The sequence below is a fragment of the Psychrobacter sp. ASPA161_9 genome (assembly GCF_051970275.1).
In the GTDB taxonomy this organism is placed as follows: Bacteria; Pseudomonadota; Gammaproteobacteria; order Pseudomonadales; family Moraxellaceae; genus Psychrobacter.
In genome coordinates this window covers 259,801-273,385 of sequence record NZ_JBEFNI010000001.1, presented here as the reverse complement: position 1 = coordinate 273,385, position 13,585 = coordinate 259,801, and the positions used below count along the sequence as shown (strand labels likewise).

General features: G+C 42.1%; 11 protein-coding genes. 10 read left to right on the top strand and 1 reads right to left on the bottom strand.

The genetic code is table 11. The features are described from left to right. Positions 1-122: 122 nt before the first annotated feature. From yghU to ACTQ9S_RS01020, 3 genes are all read left to right on the top strand, one after another. On the top strand, positions 123-977 hold the full coding sequence (gene yghU, locus ACTQ9S_RS01030) for a glutathione-dependent disulfide-bond oxidoreductase (RefSeq protein ID WP_440453339.1): 855 nt from the start codon (positions 123-125) through the stop codon (positions 975-977). A 290-nt stretch (positions 978-1,267) separates the two neighbouring features. After that, positions 1,268-2,488: a DUF1176 domain-containing protein gene (locus ACTQ9S_RS01025; protein WP_440453337.1), complete on the top strand. Its 1,221-nt coding sequence runs from the start codon at positions 1,268-1,270 to the stop codon at positions 2,486-2,488. A 577-nt stretch (positions 2,489-3,065) separates the two neighbouring features. After that, entirely contained in the window at positions 3,066-4,745 is a 1,680-nt protein-coding gene (locus ACTQ9S_RS01020) for a DEAD/DEAH box helicase (RefSeq protein ID WP_440453336.1), read from the top strand. Between the two features lie 142 nt (positions 4,746-4,887). Here the strand turns inward: ACTQ9S_RS01020 and ACTQ9S_RS01015 are convergent, their stop codons facing one another. Further along, positions 4,888-6,732, bottom strand: a complete 1,845-nt coding sequence (locus ACTQ9S_RS01015; RefSeq protein WP_082787201.1) for a sigma-54-dependent Fis family transcriptional regulator — start codon at positions 6,730-6,732, stop codon at positions 4,888-4,890. A 445-nt stretch (positions 6,733-7,177) separates the two neighbouring features. Here ACTQ9S_RS01015 and ACTQ9S_RS01010 point away from each other — a divergent pair, with 445 nt between their 5' ends. The 7 genes from ACTQ9S_RS01010 to ACTQ9S_RS00980 all read left to right on the top strand — a co-directional run bounded on the left by ACTQ9S_RS01010 (position 7,178) and on the right by ACTQ9S_RS00980 (position 13,458). Continuing rightward, complete coding sequence (locus ACTQ9S_RS01010; protein WP_440453334.1) at positions 7,178-7,477, top strand: phenol hydroxylase subunit; 300 nt, start codon at positions 7,178-7,180, stop codon at positions 7,475-7,477. Between the two features lie 70 nt (positions 7,478-7,547). Further along, on the top strand, positions 7,548-8,558 hold the full coding sequence (locus ACTQ9S_RS01005) for an aromatic/alkene monooxygenase hydroxylase subunit beta (RefSeq protein WP_440453332.1): 1,011 nt from the start codon (positions 7,548-7,550) through the stop codon (positions 8,556-8,558). A gap of 47 nt (positions 8,559-8,605) precedes the next feature. Beyond that, positions 8,606-8,875, top strand: a complete 270-nt coding sequence (locus ACTQ9S_RS01000) for an MmoB/DmpM family protein (protein ID WP_068035900.1) — start codon at positions 8,606-8,608, stop codon at positions 8,873-8,875. 74 nt (positions 8,876-8,949) lie between these two features. Next, a complete protein-coding gene (locus ACTQ9S_RS00995) occupies positions 8,950-10,467 on the top strand; it encodes an aromatic/alkene/methane monooxygenase hydroxylase/oxygenase subunit alpha (RefSeq protein ID WP_068035897.1) in 1,518 nt (505 codons plus the stop codon). 32 nt (positions 10,468-10,499) lie between these two features. Continuing rightward, positions 10,500-10,862: a phenol hydroxylase subunit P4 gene (locus ACTQ9S_RS00990; protein ID WP_068035895.1), complete on the top strand. Its 363-nt coding sequence runs from the start codon at positions 10,500-10,502 to the stop codon at positions 10,860-10,862. 72 nt (positions 10,863-10,934) lie between these two features. Further along, complete coding sequence (locus ACTQ9S_RS00985) at positions 10,935-11,993, top strand: NADH:ubiquinone reductase (Na(+)-transporting) subunit F (protein WP_440453330.1); 1,059 nt, start codon at positions 10,935-10,937, stop codon at positions 11,991-11,993. A gap of 220 nt (positions 11,994-12,213) precedes the next feature. Continuing rightward, positions 12,214-13,458 carry a DUF819 family protein gene (locus ACTQ9S_RS00980; protein WP_440453328.1) on the top strand — a complete coding sequence of 415 codons (1,245 nt, stop codon included), beginning with the start codon at positions 12,214-12,216 and terminating at the stop codon, positions 13,456-13,458. Positions 13,459-13,585: the final 127 nt, after the last annotated feature.

Sequence of the window (13,585 nt, the reverse complement as noted above, 5' to 3'; positions counted from 1 at the left end):
GCTAGTTCCCGCTATAGTAAAGCTTCACTAGCTACTTAAGCAAAAAATATAAGTAAGCAACGTTAGTAGAAGCATGATAATGCTATAAATATGAGTCGATAAATACAAACTAAGGATATGTTATGAGTCAGGATAATAATAAATCTAGCAATCATTCTAATAAGCAAAACGATACATATGTACCGCCAAAAGTTTGGGTGCAGGATAAAGACAACGGTGGTAAGTTTGCTAGCACTAATCGCCCGACAGCAGGCGTGCGTCATGAACAAAACCTACCAGTGGGCGATGCACCGTTCCAGCTGTACTCATTAAATACGCCAAATGGTGTCAAAGTAAATATAATCTTAGAAGAGTTGGCTGAGCTTAATATAAAGGGTGCCGAGTATGATGCCTATAAGATTGATATCTCTGCAGGTGATCAGTTTGGCTCTGACTTTGTCGCTATGAACCCTAACTCTAAAATACCAGCTTTGGTTGATCATTCTAGTAACGATGCTGGCGAGCCTATCGCTATTTTTGAGTCTGGGGCTATCTTGATGTACCTAGCCGAAAAGTTTGGCAAATTTGTGCCAATGGAACAAGGAGCAGCGCGGGCAGAATGTCTTTCTTGGGTAATGTGGCAAATGGGTAGTGCGCCTTTCTTAGGTGGCGGCTTTGGACATTTTTATGCTTATGCTCCCGAACCAATGGAGTACCCAATCAACCGTTATACGATGGAGACCAAACGTCAGCTTGACGTACTTGATAGCCATTTAAAAAACCGAGTATATATGTGCGGCAATGACGAAAAAGATTACAACATAGCAGACATGCTTATTTGGTCTTGGTACGGCCAGCTCGTATTAGGCAAACTCTATGATGCTGCTGAGTTTTTACAAGTCGATAGCTATCCACATGTGCAACGTTGGGCAAAATTAATCGCTGAACGCCCTGCAGTGAAAAGGGCTGTCGACTTACCATTACAACCAATTTCTTGAATTCATGGCAATTTTTTAACGTGTATTTTATTTGATTAGAATTTTCTTAATAGCTTTTTGCGATAGCTATTTATAATAAAAGTTGAAAGGCTGTTTAGCATTGCGCTAAGCAGCCATTTTTATGGAGATCATTCAAACTAAATGTCATAGCTGTTTGAAAGTTGTTTGCTTGTTTATTTACATAATGATACATTAGTACAACAGACAGAAACGTCGGTGGGTTAAGATGACGAGTCGCTGTAGTCATTAGGATTCAGTGTTTATATTTCCTCTATTGATGAGTGAGAGTTATGAAAGGTTTACATAATGAGCCTAGGCAGTCATCTATGTCTGCGGGCAATAGTAGTGCTAAGTTTAATAACAACAACAATAAACTGGCTTGGATGCTTGATATTTCTCGTGATAAAGCGCTAAACAGCACATCTTTAAAAAGTATTTTTGCTAAAAATAAAATAGTATTGTCGGCATTCGTAGCCGCTAGCGCCATCGCAATAAGTCCAATAAGTAGCGCCACTGAACTAACTCATCAGGATTGGCAAGTGGCGTGTGACAATACGCGCACTTGTCGGCTGGCAGGCTACCAAGCTGAAAACAACAGCGATTTCCCTGTTTCTGTATTATTAGTTCGTCGTGCTGGCAGTGATGCTAACGTAGTTGGGAAAATCAAACTTGGCGGTGCTAAAGAGAGCTCTACGAAAGCCCTGCTACAGCTAGGTAGTCGTCATCGCATGTCACTGTTTATTGATGATAAAGACTTGGGGGAAACCAAGCCATTCTCAACGGTAGCTGGCGATGCGGACTTAACTTCGACACAGGTTGCAGCGCTGCTTGAAGCATTAACCAAGTCTAGTAAGATTGAGCTTGTAATGCGTAATTCGCGCTGGGAGTTGTCTGACAAAGGTGCAACGGCTGTCATGCTAAAAGCAGATGAAGCACAAGGGCGAGTGGGAACATCAAGTGCCTTCATTAGCGCCGATGGTGCTAGCAAATCTAATAGTAGCGTATTAGCACCTAAAGCCGCACCGCAGCTTCGCTTAGTCGTGCCAAATGCAAAAGCCACCTCAAGCAGTAAGAAAAAATTTAGCATGAAAACATCACAGCTGTCAGCGTTGATGAAAGATACGATACCAGACGTGAATACTGATTGCCCAAATTTGATGGATAAGTCTTCTTGGCGTATCAACCGTTTAAATGGATCACAGCTGCTAGTACAGCATAACTGCTGGATGGGTGCCTACAATGCAGGAACTGGGATGTGGGTAATAAACGACACCAAACCTTATAATCCGGTGTTGGTGACTACCGAGGCGACCAACTATGATAGTGGTAAAATAAGTTCAGTTCAAAAAGGACGCGGTATTGGTGACTGTTTATACAAAACTGACTGGATATGGACAGGTAAAAGTTTTGTAAAAAGCCATGAAAGTAGCACAGGAATGTGTCGCATGATTGAAATAGGCGGTGCATGGCAGCTACCAACCTATGTATCTGAAGTAAATAAATCACGATAGCTTAATTTTATAGGTTCAAAGTTTTATAGGTTCAAAAACTTATTTTTGACCTACAGATACTGTTCTTTTGATAAAAAACTAAAAAATAAGTACTGATAGCGGATTCATTATGCTATACTGCGTCGCCACGTTAGCTTAGACTTTCGTGAATTATGAGATTGATAACATCGCCTGCGATTTTGGGTCTAGGATTGACCGTAAGTAATTGTTGCCGATGATTTTGTGTACTTAAATAACATTTAATAGAAAGATCAGTTATTTTTGACTCATATCTTATCTACTGAATCATAAATATGGTTTAGATTGGTTGTTATTCGCCTTTATCTGCTTTGGACAAAGCAATGATAATGCGCTGATATCAAACAAGGATAAGACACTCGGCACTACCACCAAAATACGTCAGACAGCACGAACGCATTTATTGTAGAGGCTCTAAGTTTTAATGACTTGGCTTCTGATTATCGACACTTTTATGTGGTCCGGTAATTCTTTAATAAAGGCAGCGTGGTGAACGGTTATCAGTGGTATGCATCAAGTTTGCTGAATTTACAGCAACTTATACTTACCAAGGATTCTCATGACCGATATCTTATCTGCAATCGCCGCTGAAAACGGCATCATCGAAAACACTGATACCCCAAATACTGATAATAACAATCAAGCGGCTACTACTGACGCGACTGATGAAGATCAAGTAACCTTTACTGACCTTAATATTGCCAAGCCAATTTTGACCGCGCTTGATCGCAGTGGTTATACCAACCCAACACCTATTCAAGCACAAGCCATTCCTTTTGCTCTAGCAGGTCGCGACTTATTATTGTCAGCGCAAACTGGTAGTGGTAAAACGGCGGCATTCGTTATTCCAGTACTTGACCGTTTAAGCCGTGCTACTAGCTTTGACAAATTAACTAAAGCACTTATCCTAACGCCAACGCGTGAACTTGCTCAGCAAGTACATGACAGCGTCCGTACGTACTCTAAAGACATGCGCGGTTTGTTCTGTGTGCCATTAGTAGGCGGCGCACCGTACAACGGTCAGATTACTGCTTTGAAAAAAGGCGTACAAGTAATTGTTGCGACTCCTGGTCGTTTACTTGACCATATTAATGCTGGTCGCGTTGATTTATCAAGCCTTGAAGTATTAGTACTTGATGAAGCTGACCGTATGCTAGACATGGGTTTTGCTGATGATATCAACGATATCTTAAAAGCGGCTCCTGACAATCGCCAAACCATCATGTGTTCAGCGACTTGGGATGGCCCAGTAGGTAAAATTGCTGCTAGCTTCACTAAAAACCCTGAGCGTGTTTCAATCAAAGTTGAATCAGCTCATATCGAAGAAAACGTGTATTACTGTGATGATTTTGATCACAAAAATCGTTTGCTTGATAAAATCGTTTGCCAGCCTGAAATGGAACAAATCATTATCTTTGCGGCAACCAAACGTAGCACTGAAAAATTAGCCAAATCTCTACAAGAGCAAGGCCATAAAGCCAGCTTCTTACATGGTGACTTGCCACAAAGCAAACGTAACCGTATCGTACAAGACTTGCGTAATGGTAAATGTAAAATCTTAGTAGCAACTGACGTTGCTGCTCGTGGTCTTGACGTGCCAGCCCTATCACACGTGATCAACTACGACTTACCACGTCAAACAGAAGATTACGTGCATCGTATCGGTCGTTGTGGTCGTGCCGGTCGTACGGGTGTTGCTATCAGCTTATGTAGCATGGATGATCGTCCACAGCTAAACGCTATCAACCGTTATTTAGATCGTAAAATGGAAGTATCAGTTATCGAAGGCATGGAGCCTAAGAAAACTTATGTTCCTAGCGAAAACAAAGGTAATGGTCGTGGCCGTGGTCGCGGACGCTCTAACGGCGGCGGTGGTCAAGGCCAAGGTCGTGGTCGTTCAGGTGGTGGCTATGCTGGTAAGTCTAGCGGTGGTGGTCAAGGCCGTGGTCGCTCAAGCGATAGCGCACCGACTGGTCAACGCGCAAGCAATGACAGCGGTTATCAAGGTAAGCCACGTGATTCATCTGGTAAGCCAAATGAGCGTTCAGGTGGCAAGCCATATCAAGGTAAACGTACTGGTGGTCCTAGCCGTGGTGATAGCACTGGTGTTCCACGCGGTGAGCGTGCAGCAACTGGTCGCGGTCGTCCAAGTGGCAGCCAAGGTCGCCCAGCAGGTCGTTCTGATAGCCGTGGTCAAGGTCGTCCGAACAGTGGCAACCGTGGTAACACTTCATCATAAGAGTGCGTTTAGCTGCTATAGCAACTCTACTGGGTTTGATTTAACAGCGTAAAACAACGTTATTTATAGAATATCAAAAAGCCAGATACTCGTTATCTGGCTTTTTTGTGTTCGTCTGGTTTTACTTATTTATAATATTATATTAAGGCGTCCTATTATCACTAGACTTGCTGAGTCGGTAGTCAAGTTTGGCACGGCTAATATTCAGCAAGCGGGCGGCTTTAGATACATTACCCTCGCATTGATTCAAAGCTGCATGAATAAGCTTATCGTTGAAATTTTCTAAATCGAAACCTTCATGGAATAAGGTTTCAAGCGCCTCATTAACCCTGCTGTCATCAGCGAGCTGTAAGCTACCACTATCGGCAGATATTTTGAGTTTTTGTGAGTTTTGTTTATGTCTGTCTTGTATATTAGATAATAATAAATCAGCTGCATCGATTAAGTGGTGATCTTCATTAAGAATGACTGCACGCTCAGTGACGTTTTGGAGCTCACGAACGTTGCCCGGCCATGTGTGTAGATTGAGGTATTCACGCGCCTGATCGGTAAAACCTTGAATGTTCTTGTTGTACATCGCGGCATATTTTTGCAAAAAGAATTTGGCTAATAACAAAATGTCTTGCTTACGCTCGCGTAGGGGCGGGATATGAATGGGAAAAGTACTTAAACGATAATATAAGTCTTGGCGAAACCTACCTTGAGTAACCGCTGTCTGTAAATCTTCATTAGTTGCCACAATCACTCGGACATCAACTGAGATGTTAATATGACTACCTACACGATTGAGCACACCTTCTTGCAACACCCTTAATAAAGCTGCCTGCGCCCGATGAGAAAGCTCAACCACCTCGTCTAAAAATAGTGTCCCTGAACTTGCCACTTCAATCTTACCTTGCCGAGTTTGCACAGCGCCAGTAAATGCGCCTTTTTCAACTCCGAAGAGCTCAGATTCGACGAGATCTGTAGGAATGCTAGCACAGTTTATGGCGATAAATGGGTTTTCATTGCGATCACTGGCTTCGTGGAGCGCTTGGGCAAAAACTTCTTTACCAACGCCAGTTTCTCCTTGTAATAATACCGTCGCTTTAGTCTTAGCTACCTTTCTTGTCAACGCGGTCGCTTTCTTAAAAGAGGGTGACTCACCAATGGCAGAAAAAAAACCTTCAGGCTTTATTCGTGTATTAGGGTTTTGTCTTTTAACTTCATCAAAATTACTTCGACGCTCAAACAACTCAGTGTTTAGACGCTCAGTATTAAAAAACTTTTGCAAATCAGTATCTTCCTCCCATTCTTCTAATGGTCTACCTTCTATACGGCAATGATCAAACCCCATCGCTGCGCATTGCACTTCTTTAAAAGCGATCTGCCGTCCGAAAAAATAGCTGGTATAACCGCTAGCATAACCAAGCGAGCTAAAACATACGGGCGTCTCTGATAGACCATTGAACTTTTTATGATAAGCCACTTCAAATGAGTTATACCAATCAAAGCTTGCAAAAAATTTACCACTATCAAAATCGACAGTCATCTCATCAGGGACGACTTTTACCATGCCACGAATGGTGTGCAATTGTGGTCCAGAGAGGAAGACTTCTTTCCAGCTACCATCTGGGCGTAGTTTTTTACTGATTTCAGCATCTTCCACGCCAGCAAAGTACCCATAACGAAAAAAAAGCCGCTGTGTGATATCAGAGCCAAGCGTCAGGTTCAGCTCTTCGCGCAGACGCCATAATGCATGGGCATGATTGAGTAGCATACGTTGACCACCAAACCATATTTTGCCTGCATGCACATCGAATTCAAGATGGGTTAATAAGTCTTCAATGCTTTTAGAGAAATCCTGTTCTTTTACGCTTTGTTGTTCATTTTTCTCCAACGGCTCAAGTAGAGAATGGCTATGTGACCTATGTGATATAGGCGAGGGGGTGAGAATGTTGGGGTTTTCAGAGGTTTGATAATTATTACTATGAGAGTGCTTTGACATGTCAGACGCAATCCTTGCCAGTGGCTGGGTGATGTCTATCCTTAGACGAATATTCGTTGCTATTTATAATCACACATATACTCAAATCACGCAATTACCTTAATCCAAATATATTGCTTGCTCTGCAATCAGATGCATTACAACCCTGCGTAGTTAGCGAAATGACTTCATTATTTCATGAAAACCAAGAATAAATTTTCAGCAAATGCTGAATTAATGATGATAATAAAAACGTTTTTAAATAGACAATATCTGAAAATAAAAATTAAATACTTTTAAATTCAGTCACTTAAAAAATAAAAATCGTGGTTGGCATGCAACTTGTAATGTCTAAATTAGCAATGAAAGGTCTTTGAGATAATTGCTTTCACTGATCATAGTAGTAAGTCACTTTAATAGTAAATAACTTGAACAAAATGGCAGGACGCCAAATAAGGAATTTAGGATGAATTCACACACCCCTCAATCAAATCTCCCATCTTTTAATGATCTCCCTAAGTATGTTCGGGTCAGAAGTGCACCGGATGCCAAATTTGTCATGTTTGACTTCGCGATTGGAGATTCAAGTTTGTTCGTTGAACTGGTGCTACCTCCCGCAAGTTTTGCAGCATTTTGTGTCAACAATAATGTCATCACCATGACAGCTGAACAAATGCATTTCAATGATGAAGAGGAGGACAAATGGCGTTATGGCACCAAGTCTACGTTAGTAGGTAATAACCATTCTGAAGCTAGAAGCTCCTAGTCATAATGGCAATAACCATCACCCCAATTACTCGTATGATTCTATTTATATTTATTAAGAATAACTGAATATGTCTTTAGAAATCAAAACCTCCAGCCTTGAACCCATTCGTCATACCTTTGCTAATATCTCTCGGAGATTTGGTGAGAAGCCTGCTACTCGTTATCAAGAAGCGACTTATGACGCTCAGGGGACCACAAACTTTCATTATAAGCCCCTTTGGAATCCTGATAAGACTCTGAATGACAAAACTTACTCTGTCATTCAAATGACGGATTGGTATGACTTAAAAGATCCACGCCAGTTTTATTATGGGGCTTATGTTCAAAACCGTGCCCGCCTGCAAGATACAGCAGAAAGCAATTATAAATTTTTTGAAAAACGCGATCTTTTGAACAATCTAAGTGAAGAAGTGCTAGAAACCGTTACGTTTGGTTTGATACCGCTACGCCACGTTGAGCAAACGGCCAATCTAAACTTTATGTACGGCGCAGCTTATGGTTATGGTACTGCTATTACCCAAGCTTGTTTATATGCAGGTATGGACAGACTAGGTATGGCGCAATATTTATCGCGAATTGGGCTGTTAATCGATGGCAACTCTAGCGATTCATTGCAGCAAGGCAAAGCGTATTGGATGAACGATGCGGCGTGGCAAGGTGTTCGTGCGCTTTGTGAGAATACATTAGTGGTAAAAGATTGGTTTGAGCTGTTTATTGCGCAGTCTCTTGTTATGGATACCGTTATTCATGTCGTCCATTATCAGTACTTGGATAATTGGTTAGTCGAGCATAATGGCCGCGATATCGCGATGCTTACTGAGTTTATGCAAGATTGCTTCAAAGACCTAACAGGCTGGAGTAATAGTGTTATCAAAATCATCGTGGCTGAGAGTGAAGATAATAAGGCGCACTGCCAGCAATGGCTGGATAAATGGTTGGATAAAGTATTAGTAGCGTATCAGCCTTTGATTGAGAAGCTGTTCGGTGCAGAGCAAGCGGTAATTGTGATAGAAGATATTCAAGCTCAATTGGCCAAACGCTGTAAGACCGTAGGGTTAAGTACTGTAACAGCAGCATAAATTTATCTAAATACACTAAGTTATATTTCATCATTTAAGGAACTGTTATGTCAAAAGTATATCTAGCGCTGCAAGACAACGATATGTCACGCTATATCGTCCAAGCAGTAGAAGAAGACAACCCGAAAGTCACTGTCATTTACCAGCCAGCTATGATTCGTATGGAGTGTGAGAACGAGCTTGTTGTTAACCGCGCGACAGTCGAAGAAAAACTTGGTCGTGAGTGGGAGATTCAAGAGCTACAGTTAAGCTTAGTGACATTAGGCGGTAATGTCGAAGAAGAAGAAGACTCGCTGACCTTAAGTTGGCATCAGTAATACCTAAAATCAAAATATTATCAAGGATTGATAATCCCGTGATTAATAATCCCGTATCTAACAAGGAGCAGACCATGACTACTACAAAAAACGCCAAAAAGCTCAACCTAAAAGAGAAATACCGTCTCTTAACCCGTGATCTTGACTGGGACTTTTCATACGAAGACAGAAAAGAAGCTTTTCCTCACGAAGATTTTGAAGGTATAAAAATTACAGACTGGTCAAAATGGGAAGATCCTTTCCGTTTGACGATGGATACTTATTGGAAGTATCAAGCTGAAAAGGAAAAAAAGCTATATGCTATTTTTGATGCTTTTTCTCAAAACAACGGTCAAATGAATATCTCAGATCCTCGCTATTTGAATGCCATCAAGCTATTTTTGACAGCCGTTACGCCACTAGAGTATCAAGCATACCAAGGCTACGCTAACGTTGGTCGTCAGTTTAGTGGTATTGGTGCACGTATCGCCTGTCAAATGCAGTCTATTGATGAGCTACGTCATGTCCAAACTCAGATTCATGCCATGAGCCATTTTAATAAGTACTTTAACGGTTTCCAAGACTGGAGTCATATGCATGACCGTGTCTGGTATCTATCTGTTCCCAAGTCGTTTTTTGAAGATGCGCGCTCAGCAGGGCCTTTTGAGTTTTTACTTGCGATTTCGTTCTCGTTTGAATACGTACTCACTAATTTACTGTTTGTACCTTTTATGTCTGGAGCTGCGCACAACGGCGACATGGCAACGGTGACTTTTGGTTTTAGTGCTCAATCAGATGAAGCACGTCATATGACGCTTGGACTTGAAATCATCAAGTTTTTACTTGAGCAGCACGAAGATAACCTTCCTATCGTGCAAAAGTGGATTGATAAGTGGTTTTGGCGTGGCACGCGTCTACTGTCCATCGTTGGCATGATGATGGATTATATGCTGCCAAACAAAGTTATGTCATGGAAAGAGGCTTGGGAGGTCTACTTTGAAGATGCTGGCGGGGCGTTATTCGATGATTTAGCTCGCTACGGTATCCGCCCACCAAAATATGTCGAAGTGATTGAAAAGGAAAAAGAACACATATCGCATCAGGCTTGGTGGATATTTTATAATTTTGGTCATGCTTCTGGATTCCATACTTGGATCCCAACCGATGAAGAGCTTAATTGGCTCAGTGAAAAATATCCAGATACTTTTGACAAGTATTATCGCCCTCGTTGGGAGCTGGCCAAAAAACTTGAAGCAGAAGGCAAACGCTTTTATAGCAAAGGCTTGCCGCAGTTATGTCAGATTTGCCAAGTGCCAATGACCTTTACGGAGATGAATGATGATCCAGGTCAGTTCAGTTATCGCAGTACTGTCTATAACGACGAGCGTTACCACATGTGTTCAGACGGCTGTCAAGATATTTTCAATGATGAACCTGAAAAATACGTACAGGCATGGCTACCCGTACATCAAATCTTGCAAGGCAACTGCGGTGGCCCAGAGCTAGACGATATTCTCACTGAATACTATCGCATGAATATCGGTGCCGACAATATGGATTTTAAAGGTTCTGTTGATGAAGCTAACTGGAAAAAATGGAAAGGTGTGGCTTAATTTAACCAAAAAATATTGATAAGGAGATTTTTATGGCAGTTCAAGCAATCCGCCCTGAGTACACGGGTGACGTTATGGATAAACAAGCCAACTTTGGTGGTAATATTTTAGTCTTTATCGGTTGGGATGAGCATTTGCTGTTCTGTTCTGCCAAGTCTTTTCCATTACCGCCAACCATGACCTTTAAAGATTTCAAGGCTGGTGTTCTGACTGAAGGTTTTGATCAGCATCCTGACTTTGAACATATCAAATGGGATGAGGTGCAATGGAATTTAAATGGAGAGATGGTCACACCGTCGGATGAGCAAACACTAGCAGAGATTGGCTTTGATCATAAGTCATTGTTACGCTTTAAAACACCGGGTTTAAATGGTTGGAGAGGGACTGGTGTATAAATTGGCTTAGGAAAAGTCAATTAACAATAACCCTGATAATGGTTTTTAACAAATACTGCAATGGAGAGCGCTATGTCTTATGAAGTGACTATTGAGCCGACTGGCGATGTTATAGAAGTTGAAGACGGTCAAACATTATTACAGGCCGCTTTGCGACAAGGAGTGTGGTTACCTTTTGCTTGTGGTCATGGCACTTGTGGGACTTGTAAAGTGCAAGTGCTTGAGGGTTTTGTTGACCTTGGAGAGGCGTCTACCTTTGCACTCATGGAGGTTGAGCGTGACGAGGGCAAAGTGCTGGCTTGTTGCTGTTATCCTGAATCTGATTTGGTGATTGAGGCCGATATCGATGTCGATCCTGATTTTTTAGGATATCCTGTGCAAGATTATACGGCAACGGTCATTGAGAGGAATTCGTTATCACCTACTATATTGCGCGTTCGCTTGCAGTTGGATGAAGATATACAGTTTCAAGCAGGTCAGTATATCAATCTGGACATCCCTGATGTTGGTACTCGAGCTTTTTCTATTGCCAATCCTCCATCGCAACCAAATGTAATTGAGCTACATGTACGATTAGTACCTGATGGAAAAGGTACATCTTGGCTACATAATGACCTGTCTGTCGGTGATGAAATTTCTTTATCAGGTCCTTATGGTCAGTTTTTTGTCCGAAACAGCGATAATCAAGATGTGATTTTTGTGGCTGGCGGGTCTGGATTATCTAGTCCTGAATCTATGATTTTAGATCTTTTGGAGCAGGGCGATAGGCGTCAGATTTATTTGTTTCAGGGAGCAAGGAATATCCCTGAGCTATACCATAGAGATAAATTTGAACAATTAGCAAGAGATAATGAAAATTTTCACTATATTCCAGCTTTAAGTGCTGAAGATACACTGGGAGAGTGGACGGGGTTCAAAGGCTATGTAAATGATGCGGTTAACCAGCACTTTGATGGTAAGTGCTCAGGGCACAAGGCTTATCTGTGTGGACCACCGCCAATGATAGACTCTACTATTACTACGCTGATGCAAGCACGACTATTCGAACGCGATATTCATATGGAACGCTTTTTGACTGCGGCTGATGGCAGTGAGGAATCAAGTCGCTCCGCTTTGTTCAAAAGAATATAATCGTTACTTACCTGATAGAACTATAGCCTTCTAAAATAGTTTGATGTTTTTTAATGAGCCAGATACTTTTTATCTGGCTTTTTTGCGTTTGCTTACTGGTATATTTAGGTGGATATTAAGGAGTGTTCAGCACACCCTAAATAAATACCAGCTTGCACCTGTTTTTCGCCTTGTCTATACTGACGAACTTTGACTAACTAGCACACTCCGGAGCCTTTTAATGCCCGCCACCTCAAGTTTAGCAATTGATAGTCTGCCATTAGCGTTTGGCATCATCATGGCAATTATCGGCTTAGTATTTTATACCCAAGGGCTGCCTGGTAAATTTTGGCGACGCTTTTATGCCGTATTGCCGGGTATCGTACTATGCTGCTTTATACCGGCGACGCTGAATAGCTTAGGCGTTTTCGCTGATGGTATTGGCTCGCAGATTTATGGTTTTACGGCTACCTACTTGTTGCCAGCAAGTTTGCTATTGATGACCTTGTCGATGGATGTCCCTAAGATACTAGGACTGGGCTGGAAAGCGATTGCTATGTTTTTTGCAGCCAGTATTGCCATTGTTATCAGTGGTCCGATTAGCTTAGGTGTGGCTAAGTGGATATCGCCCAGTATGTTTACCGATGATACCCTGTGGCGCGGATTTTCAGCAGTGGCGGGTAGCTGGATTGGCGGTGCGGCTAACCAAGCAGCAATGAAGGAGCTGTTTGGTGTCAGCGATGACTTATTTGGGATGATGATCTTGGTTGATACGACCAATGCTTCATTATGGCTATTGGCTATCTTGGTCATGGCCAAGCACAGCGATAAGATAGATCGTCTATTAAGGGCTGATAGTAGTAGTATTGATAAAGTCATCGCAGCGGTTGAGAGCTATGAGCGCGATCATGCACGTCCAGCGACACTGAATGACTTAATGGTAATGTTCGGCTTATGCTTTGCCATGGTAGGGGTGGCACACTTTATCGGCGGGCAGATAGCAGGGTTTTTTGCACCATACAGCTGGGCGGTACAATATAGTTTTGCCAGCTCATTCTTTTGGATGGTGGTCATTATTACCTTGATAGGTGTCATCTTTTCTTTTACCAAGGTCCGCAGGCTCGACCATGTTGGGGCATCAAAAATCGGCACGGTATTTATCTTTGTATTGATTGCTGCTATTGGTATGCAAATCAATCTAGCCGGCATCGTCTCACAATGGCGTTTATTGCTCATCGGTTTATTATGGATGAGTATTCATGTAGTGATTATTTTTGCGGTCGCTAGACTCATTCGTGCGCCATTTTTCTTTTTAGCAGTCGGCTCCAATGCCAATACTGGCGGCGCGTCCTCAGCACCGATTGTCGCTACGGCATTTCATCCATCGCTTGCGCCAGTTGGGGTGTTTTTGGGCATTCTTGGCTATGCGGTCGGTACGTTTGGTGGTTATATTAGTACGCAGATGATGCGGCTGGTGGTGGGGTGAGAATATTTTATTTTCTCCTATTTCCTATTTCGGATATTAGATGCTTATAGAAAAAAAGACCTGCCTAAAGGCGGTCTTTTTTTGTTGATTAACTACCGAGAGCTACTATCAACTGCTGATTGTTTAA

Bases quoted from the DNA above. Each gene is read 5' to 3' on its own strand.
- yghU (WP_440453339.1), top strand. From the start codon at position 123: ATGAGTCAGGATAATAATAAATCTAGCAATCATTCTAATAAGCAAAAC.
- ACTQ9S_RS01025 (WP_440453337.1), top strand. From the start codon at position 1,268: ATGAAAGGTTTACATAATGAGCCTAGGCAGTCATCTATGTCTGCGGGC.
- ACTQ9S_RS01020 (WP_440453336.1), top strand. From the start codon at position 3,066: ATGACCGATATCTTATCTGCAATCGCCGCTGAAAACGGCATCATCGAA.
- ACTQ9S_RS01015 (WP_082787201.1), bottom strand. From the start codon at position 6,732: ATGTCAAAGCACTCTCATAGTAATAATTATCAAACCTCTGAAAACCCC.
- ACTQ9S_RS01010 (WP_440453334.1), top strand. From the start codon at position 7,178: ATGAATTCACACACCCCTCAATCAAATCTCCCATCTTTTAATGATCTC.
- ACTQ9S_RS01005 (WP_440453332.1), top strand. From the start codon at position 7,548: ATGTCTTTAGAAATCAAAACCTCCAGCCTTGAACCCATTCGTCATACC.
- ACTQ9S_RS01000 (WP_068035900.1), top strand. From the start codon at position 8,606: ATGTCAAAAGTATATCTAGCGCTGCAAGACAACGATATGTCACGCTAT.
- ACTQ9S_RS00995 (WP_068035897.1), top strand. From the start codon at position 8,950: ATGACTACTACAAAAAACGCCAAAAAGCTCAACCTAAAAGAGAAATAC.
- ACTQ9S_RS00990 (WP_068035895.1), top strand. From the start codon at position 10,500: ATGGCAGTTCAAGCAATCCGCCCTGAGTACACGGGTGACGTTATGGAT.
- ACTQ9S_RS00985 (WP_440453330.1), top strand. From the start codon at position 10,935: ATGTCTTATGAAGTGACTATTGAGCCGACTGGCGATGTTATAGAAGTT.
- ACTQ9S_RS00980 (WP_440453328.1), top strand. From the start codon at position 12,214: ATGCCCGCCACCTCAAGTTTAGCAATTGATAGTCTGCCATTAGCGTTT.